12 protein-coding genes are annotated in these 16,577 nt (G+C 43.5%); 5 read left to right on the forward strand and 7 right to left on the reverse strand.

Features of this window, described 5'->3' with window-relative positions:
* The first annotated feature begins 110 nt into the window (after window positions 1–110).
* From HQR03_RS00970 to HQR03_RS00980, 3 genes are all read left to right on the forward strand, one after another.
* Window positions 111–569 carry a hypothetical protein gene (locus HQR03_RS00970; protein ID WP_173238829.1) on the forward strand — a complete coding sequence of 153 codons (459 nt, stop codon included), beginning with the start codon at window positions 111–113 and terminating at the stop codon, window positions 567–569.
* Window positions 570–774: 205 nt separating this feature from the next.
* Complete coding sequence (locus HQR03_RS00975) at window positions 775–1,488, forward strand: YidB family protein (protein ID WP_173238830.1); 714 nt, start codon at window positions 775–777, stop codon at window positions 1,486–1,488.
* A gap of 503 nt (window positions 1,489–1,991) precedes the next feature.
* Window positions 1,992–3,449: an anion permease gene (locus HQR03_RS00980; protein WP_173238831.1), complete on the forward strand. Its 1,458-nt coding sequence runs from the start codon at window positions 1,992–1,994 to the stop codon at window positions 3,447–3,449.
* Between the two features lie 22 nt (window positions 3,450–3,471).
* On the opposite strand, the gene HQR03_RS00985 is transcribed toward HQR03_RS00980, so the two are convergent.
* The 3 genes from HQR03_RS00985 to trmB form a co-directional block, all read right to left on the reverse strand.
* A complete protein-coding gene (locus tag HQR03_RS00985; protein ID WP_173238832.1) occupies window positions 3,472–4,578 on the reverse strand; it encodes a regulatory protein RecX in 1,107 nt (368 codons plus the stop codon).
* A gap of 57 nt (window positions 4,579–4,635) precedes the next feature.
* Window positions 4,636–5,694 (reverse strand): recombinase RecA, encoded by a 1,059-nt coding sequence (gene recA, locus HQR03_RS00990; RefSeq protein WP_173238833.1) that lies wholly within the window; start codon window positions 5,692–5,694, stop codon window positions 4,636–4,638.
* A gap of 1,030 nt (window positions 5,695–6,724) precedes the next feature.
* Window positions 6,725–7,522: a tRNA (guanosine(46)-N7)-methyltransferase TrmB gene (trmB, locus tag HQR03_RS00995; RefSeq protein WP_101212380.1), complete on the reverse strand. Its 798-nt coding sequence runs from the start codon at window positions 7,520–7,522 to the stop codon at window positions 6,725–6,727.
* A gap of 1,037 nt (window positions 7,523–8,559) precedes the next feature.
* Between trmB and HQR03_RS01000 the strand changes: the two genes are divergently transcribed.
* On the forward strand, window positions 8,560–9,489 hold the full coding sequence (locus HQR03_RS01000; protein ID WP_173238834.1) for a DUF2628 domain-containing protein: 930 nt from the start codon (window positions 8,560–8,562) through the stop codon (window positions 9,487–9,489).
* A 34-nt stretch (window positions 9,490–9,523) separates the two neighbouring features.
* On the opposite strand, the gene HQR03_RS01005 is transcribed toward HQR03_RS01000, so the two are convergent.
* Together HQR03_RS01005 and HQR03_RS01010 are read right to left on the reverse strand one after the other, a co-directional pair.
* Window positions 9,524–11,383, reverse strand: a complete 1,860-nt coding sequence (locus tag HQR03_RS01005) for a monovalent cation:proton antiporter-2 (CPA2) family protein (protein WP_173238835.1) — start codon at window positions 11,381–11,383, stop codon at window positions 9,524–9,526.
* Window positions 11,384–11,472: 89 nt separating this feature from the next.
* Window positions 11,473–12,177 carry a hypothetical protein gene (locus HQR03_RS01010; RefSeq protein WP_173238836.1) on the reverse strand — a complete coding sequence of 235 codons (705 nt, stop codon included), beginning with the start codon at window positions 12,175–12,177 and terminating at the stop codon, window positions 11,473–11,475.
* A 201-nt stretch (window positions 12,178–12,378) separates the two neighbouring features.
* Between HQR03_RS01010 and HQR03_RS01015 the strand changes: the two genes are divergently transcribed.
* Window positions 12,379–12,693, forward strand: coding sequence for a hypothetical protein (locus HQR03_RS01015; RefSeq protein WP_173238837.1), 315 nt, complete (start codon window positions 12,379–12,381; stop codon window positions 12,691–12,693).
* A gap of 71 nt (window positions 12,694–12,764) precedes the next feature.
* Here the strand turns inward: HQR03_RS01015 and HQR03_RS01020 are convergent, their stop codons facing one another.
* Window positions 12,765–13,958, reverse strand: a complete 1,194-nt coding sequence (locus tag HQR03_RS01020; RefSeq protein ID WP_173238838.1) for a cation diffusion facilitator family transporter — start codon at window positions 13,956–13,958, stop codon at window positions 12,765–12,767.
* A 213-nt stretch (window positions 13,959–14,171) separates the two neighbouring features.
* On the reverse strand, window positions 14,172–16,469 hold the full coding sequence (locus HQR03_RS01025) for a primosomal protein N' (protein WP_173238839.1): 2,298 nt from the start codon (window positions 16,467–16,469) through the stop codon (window positions 14,172–14,174).
* Window positions 16,470–16,577 lie beyond the last annotated feature (108 nt).

Below are 16,577 nucleotides of genomic sequence, written 5' to 3' on the forward strand. Positions count from 1 at the left end.
TTTTAAAATCATTCATATTTTTAGGTTTCTTTTGCGTCGTTAAGTCTATATTGATAGCTGATAAAGTCTGATAGTTATAACGGCTTTCCCCATATGGCGGATTTGCATATATGACGATGATTACCTCCCTAAGGATTGATACTGCTATCAAGCCCGCCAGCTATTTGCGTACTTTACTATATCTTGGTTTGGCGTTAGTCATGCTTGGTTTGGCATGGCTGGCTGCGTTGGCGTTATGGCAGTATGTACTCATATTGATAGTAACGGCAGCCGTCGTCAGCTATCTGGCACTGTCACGGCCAGTTTTGTTGCATCTCACACAGCCGCCAATTGATAAGCGTATCGATCAACATTGGCAACTTATGATACGGACGAGCCAAGGCGATGGGCTATGGCAAGCACAACTGCTTGCTGTCCATCATTATCATTGGGCAATGAGCTTTGATTTTATGATTAAAGAGCCTTATCAGCGTTCCATGTCATTGACCGTATTTCGCGATCAAGTGAGCCTTGAGCAATGGTGCGAATTAAATGTTTTAGCAAATGTGAGCGCTGTAACGACTAATTGATACAGCGTGGTGTGGTTTATATAGAGTTATATTAGGTTTAGATGAGCCTTCATAAGCCAATATGGTCAATAACAAAACACCTATCTCGATGTTAAGATAGATTTGTTATATTAAAATATATTCAGCGTTTACGTTATCTGCTGGTTATAGTCAAATAACATAGCAGCTGAAGATAATAAACAAAACGACAAAAAAGGATGAGGTTATGAGCTTATTAGGGAATTTAGTGAGTCAAGTAGCGCGTAGTGCCATGGCGCCAGATGATGCACAGCGTAATCCTGTGAACCAAGGGTCGACATCACGTCGTACGGGTGGTCTGGGTGATATTTTAGGTAGCGTATTGGGCGGTGGTCAATCTGGTGGTTATAATCCACAGCAGTATAATCGTCAGGCGGATAATGGATTTGGTCTGGACGATATTATGGGCAGTCTCACCGGTGGCAATCAGCGCGGTGGTATGAGCTCTGGTGCTGGCGGCTTGGGTGATATCCTGGGCAGCGTATTGGGTGGTAAGAGTAATAGAAGCGGCTTTGGCGGTGGTAAAGGCATGCTGGTTGCTGCCCTCATGCCCATGGTATTGAGCTGGATTCAACGTAATGGTGGCTTAAGCGCTGCTCTATCGAAAATCACAGGTATGGGTCACGACAATCAAGTGCGCTCTTGGATGAGTAATAATGAAGATAACGACAATTTAGACCCCAACGAGATCAACCAATTATTTGATGAAGACGAGATTCAGCAAGTGGCCGCGAAGACAGGGGCTAATGAGACTGAAGTGCGTCAAGGGCTTGCCGAATTGCTCCCAGAAGTGATGAATCAATTGACTCCGAATGGTAATCTAGACAATGAAGCTGAAGCCAATCAAGAGATTGATCAGATCATTGGGCAGCTATCGAGTCGACTCAATACGTTAAAATAACCATGTTAAAATAATTTTTTAAACAAACCAGTATCGATCAAGTTTAATAAAAAAAGAGTGTGTCTAACGGCAGGCTCTTTTTTTTATCAATATAATAAAGTCAGTTTAAACGACAGTGTAAATATCTGTTCATTAATCTTTCTAAAATTTAAATAGATATATTAAAAAAGGTAAACAATAGTACGAGAGTAATATAAAATTTATAATAGAATTAAACGAGCCATCCAATCTCGTTTTATGACAGCCACCATATTGTGGCTGTTCCATATATAGTGAGTGAAAATTAATATCGATATATTAGCAATACCGTCGCGTTTTTAGGAGGTTTTGACTATAGTTGAATTTAAATAATTTCCATACAAGGAAACTGAGTGCAAGCTATACATGAGTATGGTCAGCGAGTATGACGATATAGCGGATTTATATGGATTTGGCTATAAGATATGACGATGTAATGATGTAAGCACTTTATAAAATCAATCACTCAATAAGGAAAACTACTCATGCCATTTAAGCCTGTCCAAGCGGCGATTGCTATTTTAGTAGGTTTGATTATTTGGTTTGTCATTCCAATTCCGACTGGCGTCACGCCTGAAGCATGGCACATGTTGGCATTATTTATTGCCACTATCGTCGCTATTATAGGCAAGGTATTGCCCATCGGAGCGATTGCTATTATTGCGGTCACTCTAGTGGCACTGACGGGTGTGACAAGTGATAGTCCAAAACAGGCCATTAGCGATGCCTTATCAAGCTACTCAAGCCCGCTAATTTGGCTGATTGGTATCGCGGTAATGATATCTCGTGGCTTAATAAAAACAGGTCTAGGTCGACGTATCGCCTATTATTTCATCTCTATTTTTGGTAAAAAAACGATCGGCGTGGCTTATTCTTTGACTGCGGCTGAATTGATGATAGCGCCCATTACGCCCTCTAATACGGCGCGTGGCGGCGGTATTATCCACCCTATTATGAAGTCCATTGCTCAGAGCTTTCATTCCACTCCAGAAGAGGGTACGCAAAATAAAATTGGTCGCTACTTGGCAATGGTTAACTATCATGCCAACCCTATCACTTCTGGCATGTTTATTACAGCTACTGCGCCCAACCCTTTAGTCGTAGACCTAGTTAATAAGGCGACTGGCGGTGACATTCAGCTGTCATGGACGACGTGGGCAGTAGCGATGTTTGTACCGGGGATACTGTGCTTGGTAATCATGCCCTTAGTTATTTATATGGTTTATCCACCTGATGTCAAAGTCACACCCGATGCAAAAGGTTTTGCCAAGGACAATTTGGCAGAAATGGGCAAAATAAGTCGCCAAGAAAAAATCATGCTCGGGGTGTTTGCTCTGATGCTGCTGTTGTGGGCAAATATACCGGCATTGATTTTAGGTGAAGAATATAGTGTTGATGCTACCACCACGGCCTTTATTGGTCTAACGACTTTAATATTAACGGGTGTGCTGACTTGGGATGATATCCTAAAAGAGAAATCTGCTTGGGATACCATTATTTGGTTCGGTGCGCTCATTATGATGGCAGCATATCTCAATAAGCTTGGTTTGATAGTCTGGTTTTCAAGCAATATTGAGTCTCTGATTGGTACAACTGGGGTAGGCTGGATCGGTGCCGTGACTATTTTGACTTTGGTTTATTTATATATCCATTACTTCTTTGCTAGTACCACCGCGCATATTACCGCACTATTTGCGGCTTTTTATGCAGTAGGATTGACGTTAGGTGCGCCGCCAATGTTGTATGCGTTAATCTTGGCCGCAGCAGGGAACATCATGATGACGCTTACCCACTATGCGACTGGTACCGCACCTGTTATCTTTAACTCAGGTTATGTCACGTTAAGAGAATGGTGGAGTATTGGCGCGATAATGAGTGTGGTCAATTTGGTGATTTGGATAGGTGCTGGTCTGATTTGGTGGAAGGTGCTCGGCTATTATTAATCAATCGTTATAAGTCACTATCCTAAAAGCGCTCATCTAACGTGTCTAGCGTATAGTTGAGTGCCGCAAAGCAGATATCGGTGTTAAAGCCACGATATTGCAAAAACCGTAGTTGGCGCGCTTTATCTTTTTGCTCAGTAGGAATGTCGTCGCCGTACTTTTTGGTGCGAGCAGCAACAGCGAGCTTGAGCCAATCGACACCATCGACCAAATTGTCAGCGCTGTCATCTACGAATTCGCTAAACTCCTCTGACTCTGCATTCGCCATATCGATTAGCTCATCAATATTACCCGGCATGGCAATTTTTTTACGATAAAACTCCTGCTTGATACGTCCTCGTCCACGACCTTTGCGGATATTTTCGCGAATCAGCATGAGGGTAGTGCGATAGTCACTTTGATAGCCTTTTTCTGCAAACTCTTCAAGCAGCGCATCAACTTTTTCTGGGTCTTGCTCTTTATCGAGCAGCTTTTGCTTAAGCTCAGCCTTGCCATACTCACGTCGCGATAAATAATAAAACGCCAACCAGCGTAAGCGACTTTCGGCTTTGATTGCATCAATATCCGCTTGACGTTGTTCAGGGGTACGCAAGTAGGCTTTAAGCGCCGCCGGTAGGTTATCTGTATGGCTGTCTACTACGCTATGCGTAGAAGCAGTGGTAGCGGTTGCATCTGCTATGTGATTTGATTCTTTATTAAATCTATTGTCATCACCAGTAGCAGCGCTATCGTTTTGCTCACCATGAACGTTGTGTTTGACCTCTGCTAGCATCTCTCTAATGCTTTGCGCTGCAGGTGGTTGATAAGCGGGCACATCACTAGGCTCAGGGCTAAAGTTAGCCGCTGGGTGAAAGCGTTTTTTACGCTTTTTGGATTTAGTAGGGTTTTTGCTAGTAGAAGGGGGTGCGTCAACTGATTCTATCTCAAAGCTGGAGTCATCAGATAACGAAGTAGCTTTACGAGAGTAGGTCGAGCGCTTATGTGTTTTAGCCGACTGTTTAGGCTTGTCTTTAGATGAATGCCGAGAAGTCTTAGAAGATTGGGCAGAATTTTTTGAGTTAGTATTAGCACTACTCGCTGAATCGGTGTCCGATTCAGCAAGTATTTCAGCTAGAGTTTTAATTTTCATAACAATTTAATTTTCATAACAAGTCATGATCATTGATAACGGTGAATAATGGAGCCGTTATTGAACAGGTTCAGAAGCGGGTTCTACATCGGCTTCATTAGTATCCGCTGCTTTGGCTTCTTTTTTCGATCCAAGTTTTTCATCACGAATTTTATCTTCAATCTCTTTCGCAATCGCAGGATTTTCTTTTAAGAACAGTACAGAGTTGGCTTTACCTTGACCAATTTTTTCATCGCCATAGCTATACCAAGAGCCTGCTTTACCAACCGCCCCAATCTCAACGCCTAAGTCAATCACTTCGGCTAAATGATTGGTACCTTCACCATAAGTGATTTCAAACTCTGCTTGGCGGAAGGGCGGTGCCATTTTGTTTTTGATGACCTTGACACGGGTTTGGTTCCCGATGATTTCATCACCATTTTTGACCGCACCGATACGGCGAATATCCATACGGACTGAGGCGTAGAATTTCAGCGCATTACCACCAGTCGTGGTCTCAGGGCTACCAAACATGACACCAATTTTCATACGGATTTGGTTAATAAAGACCACCATACAGTTTGAGCGTTTGGCATTACCGGTAATTTTACGTAGCGCTTGGCTCATCAGACGTGCTTGCAGGCCCATGTGCGAGTCACCCATTTCGCCCTCAATCTCCGCGCGCGGCGTCAACGCAGCCACAGAATCAATGACAATCATATCAACCGCCCCAGACCGCACTAGCATGTCGGTGATTTCAAGTGCTTGCTCACCATTATCAGGCTGAGAAAGCAGTAGGTCATCAGTTCTCACGCCAAGCTTGCGCGCATAAACGGGATCTAGTGCATGCTCAGCATCAATAAAGGCACAGACACCGCCTTGCTTTTGGCATTCTGCAATCGCCTGCAGCGTCATAGTCGTTTTACCAGAGCTTTCTGGGCCATAAATCTCAACGATACGACCTTTTGGCAGACCGCCGATACCGAGCGCAATGTCTAGACCTAGTGAGCCTGTTGATACCACATCAACATCCATAATGGCTGAGTCGTCACCTAGATGCATGATGGTGTTTTTGCCAAACTGCTTTTCGATTTGACCGAGGGCTGCTTTGAGTGCTTTGGCTTTATTGTCGTCCATACTGGATTCCTTTTATTCAATAATTATTTTGAAATGGTAAATAAGATGTCTTTGCTACTATATAACGCTAGGGTAGTGAGGCTAATAATAGGAATGACCTAAATCATAAGAAAGATTCAGCCTTTAAATAGGCTAGCGACGTTGTAATAGGTGGTAATTAGTAAGTAATAGCTAATATATCACTCTACTATACAGTAAAATTAAATAATGAGATAAGTAAAAAAAAGTTCATAATCATCTATGATTATAGGAGACTTTGGCGTATCAATAGTGAATTAATTAAAGCATATGCTTTGTACTACTATTGATTAGATAAGGCAATTATAACAAAATCCAAGGACTGGCTTTAGGGTTAGGAAACGCTAAACGACACTAATTGTCGCGTGATAAACAACGATGACTTTATACAAACCATGCTAGCATTTATCTGTTATTTCAGACCGGATAACAGGGTGGTTTGTCAATAGATTTATAAGTTGTCCACAACGAATAATCAAAGTTTATTCGTCGTGTGTGAAACATCTTTAATAATTGAATAATATTTAAAAATATTAAAAATAAATTATTATGATTTCAAATGATGTCTAAGATATTGAATATTAAGGGTTTTTAAATTGTATAAAAAATGAACGATTTTACCTAACCCTTTAAGCTACCTAGGAAAATTCTTGTCAAGTGGTGACTTATACACAGGGTTATCCACAGCTTATGGGGAGAACTCATGCAGCCCTTATAGTATCAATGTTTGTATGGATAAGTAGGAGCAGAAAATCACTCAGTTATACATTTTTGCTATTATGCAACTATTTCTTCTTCTGTAAATTTCGTCGAAATGGCTATGTTTCACATATTGCTGCTTTGTTAATTTGGATAAATAAAATTCTTCAAAGCACCTCAGACAGAGGGTTCAGCCAATTAAACGCTACATATATTTAGATAGAATGAGGAAAAGCGATACCGATAGTACAAAAAAGCGGCTAGATATCTTAGCCGCTTTGTCAAAAAACCATTAAGGGTAACGTGGTAACGTTTACTCTTTAATATAGATCAAGTCCCAGACACCATGTCCGCGCTCTAAACCACGGCGCTCAAACTTGGTCATTGGACGAAAGTCAGGGCGGTCTGTGAAGTTGCCTGCGCCTGCTTGGTTGGTTAGCCCTGAAAAACCATCTAAAACCTCAACCATCCAAAAGGCATAATGCTCCCAGTCGGTTGCCGTATGGAACCAGCCACCTTGCTTTAAACTGCGCGTGACAATCGCCATACGCTCAGGACTGACAAAACGGCGCTTATAATGGCGCTTCTTTTGCCATGGGTCAGGAAAGTAAAGCTGGATGCGGTCGATATGGTTTTCTGGTAATTGCTTGAGTAATTGAATAGCATCACCGTTAATGATTTTGACATTGTTTAGCTCTTGCGTACCTGCCATATAAGCGCATTTACCGATACCTGGCTCATGGACTTCGACGCCAACGAAATTGCGCGTCGGCTCTGCGGCGGCCATCTCGATGAATGAATCACCCAGCCCAAACCCAATCTCTAAAGTAAGCGGAGCGGCACTGCCATTAGGGCTATCCGCGAATAACACCCGCAAGTCCTCGATGCCGTCGAGATTGCCATCACCGAAGCTATTATTGACCAAATAATGCGCAAATTCTGGATCAGTAAGAGCCATTTCGGCATTCTTATTCATGTGCGTACGCCGTTTCATAAAGGTATTAACAATACGAATATGCTTATCATTTTGTGAAACGGGCTCGATGGCGATATCAGGTTCAGCCACTTGGCTTATAGCGTTTAATTTATCGGTATTAGAAGACTGGTTCATAGGGGCACTAAGACTTTAGAAAGTTGCGAATATGAACGTATTATAGGTTAAATATCAGCAAGTGTGAACGTTCAATTATTAGACGCTTGCCAATACCGTAAAATGCTTCCTAGCCCCTTCCGAGCTTTTTCTAAGTCTCCGTACATAATTTTAAACCTGCAGCGATGATATCGTCTGTAGGAGCTTTAGAGTCAGCAGATGCTAAATGATTTTTATCTGTTTCAGTGTCTGTAGCAACATCGCACCAGACTGTATATTTTGCCCTAAGTATTTTCATTTGCGGCTTATCAATGTTTGTATTTGACTCAGCATTGAGAGTATAACTCTCTCCACTAGGGGTTATTATGGAAATAATAGATTTATTATCAATGTCATCACATCTTATTATTACTGTCTCGACGGCAAACGGTCATTGCCCTACAAAGGTGCTTTTATCCAAACCTAGCTCATTGTTATAAGGATCAGATATTGCACTGATATTAATAATGATAAGGGTTGTAGCAGTAGCAATTAGAACGGTAATAGCGATAATAGTTATGATTATATTGCGCTTGAGTGTAAACATGAGAGGCTCACGAATCAAATAAGGGTAAGAGCTCAGTCGCTCTATGATTGGCTTTTGCATCAGTTTATACTAGAGATATTTTATAAATATGAAATATTAATGAAGAATATAGAGATTGTATTTAGGGTCTGTTGAACATTCAAATGTAGAACTGGCAGTGGCTATTTTTTAGACAATGCGCAGTGAAATTTTTGACGCCCAGTCATTCTAGGTTAGACAATTTCGCCATGTATTGGCAAAAAACAGCCCTGCCCTGAAAGGCTGATACTAAAATCACCCCAAACGTTGTTGTAAACCTAGCTAAGGTCTCGACATTATCGTCGGTTTACGCCTGATTTGATAAAAGGTTTGGGACGATTTTAGCAATCAGCAGTCCTAATATTTGAATGTTCAACAGACCCTAATATAATTATTCGCTGAAGAGTGTCTTACAGTGATTATGAATACGCTTTTTATTTGAGAGCCTACTGTTATGTTATTTATTGAGACGGACTCGCCACCACCGTTTTACCAAGAACAGCTGACAGCTGCCAAGCGTGAGCAGTTGGATAAATGGTTTATCGGTCATCGTACCCAGCGCTATTATCTCAAGCGCTTCTCAGAGTTTGATGAGCAAGGTTATCTGTCGCCAAAATGGCACTGGGCCACCTTTTTTATTACTTTTCCTTGGCTGTTATATCGCAAGCGCTATATGGATGCAATTGTTTACAGCGTAGCAGGCTGGTCTTTTATTCAGCTTAATGTTGCTATTGTGCTGGTCACTTTTGAATTTGTAGCTATGTCTTATATTCCAGATGCATATCAAATGGCAACGCGGCTGGGTATTGCAGCGATTATTTGGCTGTTTTGGGCGTCTATGGTGGCACGTTGGACAGACGCTTATTACTACCGGATGGCACGGCGCGAAATCGCTGATGCGATTGAGGATCATCCGCGAGACGAGGCGGCGCAGCAAGCACATCTGCGCCGAGAGGGCGGGGTCAGTTTGTTTGGTTTGGGCTTGGGATTTGGGCTCTTTGCTTTTGCTTTATTGGTGATTAAGGTGCAGTTTTTACCTATTATTGCGAAGCCAAAAGCCAATGAGGTATTGTTTAACGCTTATGACATCACCAAGACGACGCAGAATCGTGTGGCGGTCATTTACCAACAGACCGGGCAGTGTCCCATTAATTTGCCATTTAACATAGATGATCCGCAGGTGCTGGTGCGTATTGATACTCAAGTGCCGGGCGTTCCTAAAACAGATTGTGCCGTCATAGGAACGATTCATAACGTTAAATTCCCACTGCGTTATCTCAATGAGCAAACAGTGGCTTTTTATCATGTGAAAGATAGCAACAGTTGGCAATGTACCAGCTCGCTAAATGAAAAACTTGCGCCGCCAAACTGCTCACCGGATTAAACGGCAATTATCCCTTGGGGTTAGTAGCAATATTCTAGTTTTCATCAACGGGCGCTGCTTGGTTTTTTAGGGCGTCAGAGAACTCACTCAAGTCCATCTTACGTGCCTTACCAATATCCTCATCGAATAAGCTCTCAAGCTCTGTCATTGAGGACTGTACTGACTCTATCAGGCTGGCCTCATCATCATAGATGGCTTGCTGACGCTCAATCAAATCATCATCATAGTCACGGAAAGTTTGCACGGTTTCGCGCGCTTTTTCAGGAGAGATGCCAAGCAGCTGCAAGGACTCACGCGACATATCTAAAGACGATAAATAAGTCTCACGCCAGATATGACGAACCCCAACTTCACGGAGACGGTAATAGTGCTGTCGGTCACGAGCGCGTGCCAAGATAATTAAGTCAGGGTAGTTTTTGCGCAGGTATTGAGCGGTGGTAATAGAGCGCTCTAGGTCGTCAATCGCCAGAATAAAGACGCGGGCTTTTTTGATACCAGCGGCGCGCAATATCTCAGGGTTTTTTGGATCGCCGTAATAGACTTGGTTACCAAAGCGCCGGACGAAATCCACCCGATTTGCAGAGCGTTCGATGGCTGTAAATTCGATATTGTGCATGCGTAATACGCGACCGATAATCTGACCGACACGGCCAAAACCAGCGATAATAACCTGATGCTCATGATCAGGGATGGTATCGTACTCACGGCTGGGTTTGCTTTTGGCGAATAACGGCTCTCCTATTTTTTCTAATAATAAGAATGCCAGCGGCGTCAGCGCCATAGAGATGGTCACAATGAGGTTTAGGGTGTTTGCCAGCTCAGGTTGCAAGACATTTTGAGCGGTGGCCACACTGAACAAAACAAATGCAAATTCACCGCCTTGAGCAAGAGTAACCCCTAACCTGATACTGGTTGGCCAGCGATTGCCAGATATTTTTGCGATAGCGGTGACCACACCGAACTTAATAAACATCAATGCCATCGCACAGCCGATAATAAAGATGGGCTTGGCCAAAATGAGTTTGACATCAGTCAGCATTCCGACCGACATAAAAAATAGCCCAAGTAATAACCCTTTAAAAGGTTCAATACTGGCTTCTAACTCGTGACGGTACTCCGAATCCGCCAGCAAAACCCCAGTCAAAAATGCACCAAGCGCCATCGATAGACCAATCTGCCCCATCAAGATAGAGACGCCCATGACGATAAATAGAGCAACTGCGGTTAATAGTTCTGATGCGCCACTAGATGCCACAAATTTAAAGAAAGGTCGGATGATATAGCGGCTAGCAAAGATAAGTCCGGCGAAAACCGCAAATACTTTGCCGAAATAGATTAAGTCGTAGCTCTGCTCGCGCACCCCTGACAAAAATGGAATAACCGCCAATAAGGGAATCACGGCAATATCTTGGAATAACAAGATGGTAAACGCTTCACGACCATGGGTACTAGATAGCTGCTGTTTTTCGGTCAGTATTTGTAGCACAAAAGCGGTGGAGGAGAGCGCTAAGCCGAAGCCGACGATAAAAGCCGTATCGAGTGGTAAGGAGAAAAATTGATAGAGGATACTCATCAATAAGGTGCCAGACAGACCGACTTGTAAGCCACCAAGGACGAATATTGAGCGGCGTAGCGCCCAAAGCCGTGAAGGCTGGAGCTCAAGACCAATGATGAATAGCAGCATCACCACGCCAAATTCAGAAAAATGTAATAAGCTCTCAGCGTCGCCCGCCACATCTAGCGCACTTGGTCCTAATATCAGTCCGGTGATTAAATAACCAAGGACGGTCGCAATACCAAAGCGTTTGCCAAGGGGTACAAAGAGCAGGGCAGCTCCTAAGAAAATTGTAGCTTGTAACATTAAATTTGGTGAGCCGGCGGCGGCAGCGAACATCTGGAATCCTCAAAATTGGCAAAAAAATAAGCAATGTAAAACAGTCAATATAAAACAAGAAGGACAATAATAAATAACGCTAGCATACTTTATTTTTTGCGATAAATCTTCCACACGCCGTTATCAGCAAGCGGATTGTTATAAGCATCATTACGACGCTTACGCGGTGTCTGCCGACTGTCTATCATCTTAAAATTGGGCAGTGCATGAACGATAAGTCCAGTGCGATAAAAGCGCACACGTTCGGGCTCTAGCATCTCACCCATACTATCGCGGCAAAAGACGTACGCACGCAAGTCAATAAATTCACGATGTGCGACTAAACGCGCCTCATCATCCTTCTCCAATACGGCAGCCATACGCGCAATCTCATCAGCGCTATAATCCCCGCATTTATCAGTAAGTGCACCTACTGAGCCAAAGCTCTTAGATTCTTTAGCATGAGTTTTGGTTAGATGCAGGCGCTGAACATGATAGATAAATTGAGGTATCTCGAGGCTGGCAGGTAATGGCAGATAATCGGGCGGTAGATTGGCCGCCGGATAAAAGGCCATCGCGCGTTCGAGCAGCGCCTGCCAACGCTGTTGATAGGCTTGGACTTCGGCTAGATTGCCTTCATAAATAGGCATATCACGGATTTGACGCAAAATATCAGGCGGGAACTGCGCATCTCGAAAGCTAGCAATGTCTTCTTGCAGCGTTGATAGCAATGTTTTGGCATGCTTTTTACCCTCGCTTGAGATAGGGTCATCAATGTAGCTAGGAGCAACGAAAGGAGCTGAGCGTCTCGACATGGCAGAAGGTCATCAATTGGTTATGAATAAGGGTTTTAAGCCTTAAGTATACAGAATTTATAGGAAAAATATGGCGGCGCGGCCAAATTTTCCATTATTTTTAACATGCTCTTACAATGATAAAAATCTGCCTGATATAAGCTGATTTGCAATAAAGGTCTTTTATTTATCTTTTTTAAGCCACTTTTTAGGCGCTTTTTTATGAATCATCATTCACCTCCTTCGTCCATATATGATAACTGGCGTGGCTTATTAGAAACTGTTGGTAAAATAATTTTAAGGATTATCGGTGCAGGACTGGCGCTGCTATTTGGGTTTTGGTTAATAATGGCATCCAATATGGGACCGGCTTATCTGCCGCACCTCATGAACGGTGCGCTAGATTTTTGGATTCGCATGACGTTGTTGGGGCTCGGGCTAAGTACTTGGCTCATAACAGCGCTGTGGATAATTTGGCTAATACTGCGTTATTGCCAGTACTTTATAAAAAAATATCAATTAAAACGTCGCTCATAACTAACAACCAGATAGGCGACGTCTTAATTGATAATTATATGGTTTAATGTCTTATGTTTAATGTCTTACGCTTAATGGTTGTGACCAATATGACTATTGGTATCAGTCGCCTGCTGTGAGATATCGCAAACTAAAGCATCGCTATGCGTCTTGGTTTGCGGATGCGCTAAGCTTTCAACCTGAATGGTCGCATGGTGAATATCAAGCTCAAGGAGGCTTTGCTCTAAACTGGTAATCAGGATACTGGATTCATAAATACTCATTTCGCCATCGACGACCACGTGACACGATAGGGCGTTGAGACCGCTGGTGATACTCCAAACATGCAGGTCATGGACTTGTCGTACTTGCGGGTGGGCAAGTAATTTGTCTTCGACCTCAACTAGCGATATACCTTCTGGCGTACCTTCCATCAGGATATGGACCGAATCACGGACGACGCGGTAACCACTAAACAAAATCAATATGGCGACAATCACCGAGGCCGCCGCATCCGCCCAAATCCAGCCAAAGCTCATCATCAAAAGCGCGGCAACGATAGCGGCAACCGAACCCATCAAATCGCTCAAGACATGCAAATAAGCACTTTGCATATTCAGATTGACCGGTGCTTTACCCTCATTTTTTCCTTGACTGTCCTTGTTACTACCTGCATGACTGTGACCATGTGCATCTGTGCCGCGACTGCCACGGTGCATCAGCCAAGCGACCAAAATGTTGACCAACATACCAATGGTAGCAACGATAAGCATGCCTTGGGTCGCAATCTCAGGCGGCGAATTAAAGCGTTTAATCGCCTCATAAAAAATCATAATGGCAATAATAACCAACGTCGCACCATTGACTGTTGCCACTAAAATCTCAAAGCGTTTATAGCCAAACGTCTTTTGATGAGTGGCTGCTTTTTCACCAATTTTGAACGCCATTAACGTCGCGCCAAGGGCTACGGCGTCACTGAGCATATGACCAGCATCAGACAATAGCGCCAAACTGCCCGTGAGCCAGCCACCGATGGCTTCGATAAACATATAGCCAGTAATAATGACAAAGCTAAAGAGTAACGTACGCTGATAGCCCTTGGTATCGCGCGGTGCGACCGTCTGTTCTAGGTGTTCATCGTGGTCGTGATTGTCTTGATTATTATCAGTATAACTGTCTTTAATATAATGACCTTCTGCATCCTTTTGACCGTGCTTATGATTATCAGCCGCAGTATTCTCATGAGAATGGTCATTCTTTTCAGATTTTGGGTGATTTTGATTCATAACAACACTCAGGATGATAGAAGGTGAAATTTGATTGCTTATAAAGCTGTGCTTGCTGTATAAAAACCAGACAGATATAAATAATTTAGCACATTTAATAAATGCTTGCTGTATCTAGGCGGTAAACGATAAATGAACTATTTCTAATAGCGTTCTTTAGTAACGGCGAGTTATAGAGGAGTAGTTGGGCTTATAAAGAGTAGTAGTTGGAAGTTACCAACCAACAGGGTCAATATCCAAGGTCAGCTTCAGATATTTGGCGCTTGGCAAGGTAAGTACAGGTTGCCACCAATGATGTAATACCCGATGCAATTGCTGTCTGTCTTTGCCTAACAGCAGTAAATGCACGTGGTAGCGACTGTTCTTTTTACTCATTGGCGCATCGATAGGACCGAGGACAGCAAGATTATGCCCATTTGGCAAAATAGCAATCGCATCTTTAAGCGCTTGCGTCGTGGCGGCAAGGGTTTTGCCTTCACAGCGTATTAGGGCAGCATAACTATGCGGCGGCAAGCCCATCATTTTACGTTCTTGCAATAGCTCGCGAGCAAATGAAAGATAACCATCTTTTACCAATTTTAATAACAGCTCATTATCGGGCTGCAGCGTTTGAATCAATACGCGCCCCGATTTATCACCGCGACCGGCACGCCCTGCGACTTGAATCATGAGTTGTGCAGTATGTTCCGGTGAGCGAAAATCGGCTGATAAAAAGCCACGATCAGCATTGGGCAAACAAACAAGCGTAACATTAGGAAAATGATGACCTTTGGCGACCATTTGCGTACCAACTAAGATGGCAGGCTTGCCTTCATTGATACGTTGATAGATATTCTCCCAGCTGTCTTTACGTCTGGTGGTATCGCGATCGATTTGGATAATAGGGTAAAGCTCTTTACTGGTTTGCGGATTGGCAAAAATCGCATGCAAGTTTTCGCTGAGCCTTGTAGTGCCCATTCCTTTGGCATCCAAATTTTGACTGCCACAATCAGGGCAAACCGTTGGAATATAGGCTTGCCAATCGCAATGGTGGCATTTTAAATATGAGCTGCTTGAATAGGAATTAGATGGCGATTGGCTATTATAATGGACAGTTAAATGGGCATCACAGCGCGGGCAATCTGCTTGCCAACCGCAAGCTTCGCATAGCAAAACTGGTGCATAGCCGCGACGATTTAAAAATATTAATACTTGATCGCCAGCCTCTAGTGTTTGCCGTATTGCGCCGATAAGCGCATCGGTCAGACCAGTATCATAGCGAGCGCCTTCGTCCGTCGTTTGTTGATGGGTACTTTGCAGGCGCGCATCAATCAGCTGCATGCTGGCAAGCTTGGCATTACCGGGGCGAGTCAATAACTGGCATTCTACTAATTTGCCGTCATCGACCAGTTTTAGATGCTCAAGTGAAGGGGTGGCGGTACCAAGCACGACGGGAATGTTGTATTGCAGGCCGCGATACAGCGCGACGTCAGCGGCATGATAACGTAGGGTATCTTGCTGTTTATAAGAGCCATCGTGTGCTTCGTCGACGACGATAAGTCCCAAATCAGCAAAAGGATATAGCACTGCTGAACGCGTCCCGATAATGATTTGAGCATGACCCGTGCGGCAATCTTGCCAACCTTGTAAGCGATGGGTATTGTTCATGCCTGAATGCAGCAAGACGATATGAGCTGCGAATCGACTGGCGAAACGTGCACGCGTCTGTGGTGTCAATCCAATCTCTGGCACTAAAATCAAAACTTGCTTGCCAGCTTCTAATACCGCTTGCATCGCTTGCAGGTAGACTTCGGTCTTGCCACTACCGGTAATACCGTTTAATAAAAATCCCGTGTAGCGCTTAGCTTCGTGGGCAGCAATGATAGCGTCGACAGCAAGCTGTTGCTCATCGTTCAGATCAAGTGGCATTTTCGCGAGTTTGACAGGGGCAGGTGCTTGTTTTGGCTCAATATAGCGTTCGATAAGGCCTTTTTCTTCCAGCGTCTTTAAGAAGGCTCTTTGCATGCCTTCCAACAACAAAGTATCTTCACTCGCACCGCGTTCGCCATGCAGTTTAAGCATATCGAATTGCTGCTTTTGTTTTTTGGCATTGGCACGAAAGTCATCATCATTCGCATGCGGCAAAATTCGCCAATGGGTAATCAATAAGTCTAGCGGATTGCCTTGACGAACGAGGGTGGGCAAGATGACAGCTAACACATCACCAAGCGGATAGTGGTAATAGCTTGCCAGCCAATAAGCCAGCTTTAACATGCTGGCGTCCAAAATCGGCTCGGCATCTAAGCACTTATTGATAGGTTTGAGTTTTTTTATTGGTACGCTGCTATCTGCTGCAGCGATATGAGCAATGACGATACCAATTAAAGTCTGACGACCAAATGATACCTCGACGCGGCTACCAATTGGCGGTAGTTGTGATGCAGCCTCATTTAGTGAAATGTTCATATCTGCCGGTAGGCTATAATCAAATACCCGATAAAGGGGCACAGGCAGCGCAACTTGTACCAACATAAAATGCATTCCTAACTTTTGGGTATCTAAATAATAAACTCGATGAGGATAATAACAGTAAGCCCAAATAATGATATTTGGGCTTACGCTAACAACCGTTATTTTGAC

Source organism: Psychrobacter okhotskensis (genome assembly GCF_013248965.1).
Lineage (GTDB): Bacteria > Pseudomonadota > Gammaproteobacteria > Pseudomonadales > Moraxellaceae > Psychrobacter > Psychrobacter okhotskensis.

Excerpts from the sequence above, each read along its gene's own strand:
- HQR03_RS00970 (WP_173238829.1), top strand. The coding sequence starts at position 111 with ATGACGATGATTACCTCCCTAAGGATTGATACTGCTATCAAGCCCGCC.
- HQR03_RS00975 (WP_173238830.1), top strand. The coding sequence starts at position 775 with ATGAGCTTATTAGGGAATTTAGTGAGTCAAGTAGCGCGTAGTGCCATG.
- HQR03_RS00980 (WP_173238831.1), top strand. The coding sequence starts at position 1,992 with ATGCCATTTAAGCCTGTCCAAGCGGCGATTGCTATTTTAGTAGGTTTG.
- HQR03_RS00985 (WP_173238832.1), bottom strand. The coding sequence starts at position 4,578 with ATGAAAATTAAAACTCTAGCTGAAATACTTGCTGAATCGGACACCGAT.
- recA (WP_173238833.1), bottom strand. The coding sequence starts at position 5,694 with ATGGACGACAATAAAGCCAAAGCACTCAAAGCAGCCCTCGGTCAAATC.
- trmB (WP_101212380.1), bottom strand. The coding sequence starts at position 7,522 with ATGAACCAGTCTTCTAATACCGATAAATTAAACGCTATAAGCCAAGTG.
- HQR03_RS01000 (WP_173238834.1), top strand. The coding sequence starts at position 8,560 with ATGTTATTTATTGAGACGGACTCGCCACCACCGTTTTACCAAGAACAG.
- HQR03_RS01005 (WP_173238835.1), bottom strand. The coding sequence starts at position 11,383 with ATGTTCGCTGCCGCCGCCGGCTCACCAAATTTAATGTTACAAGCTACA.
- HQR03_RS01010 (WP_173238836.1), bottom strand. The coding sequence starts at position 12,177 with ATGTCGAGACGCTCAGCTCCTTTCGTTGCTCCTAGCTACATTGATGAC.
- HQR03_RS01015 (WP_173238837.1), top strand. The coding sequence starts at position 12,379 with ATGAATCATCATTCACCTCCTTCGTCCATATATGATAACTGGCGTGGC.
- HQR03_RS01020 (WP_173238838.1), bottom strand. The coding sequence starts at position 13,958 with ATGAATCAAAATCACCCAAAATCTGAAAAGAATGACCATTCTCATGAG.
- HQR03_RS01025 (WP_173238839.1), bottom strand. The coding sequence starts at position 16,469 with ATGTTGGTACAAGTTGCGCTGCCTGTGCCCCTTTATCGGGTATTTGAT.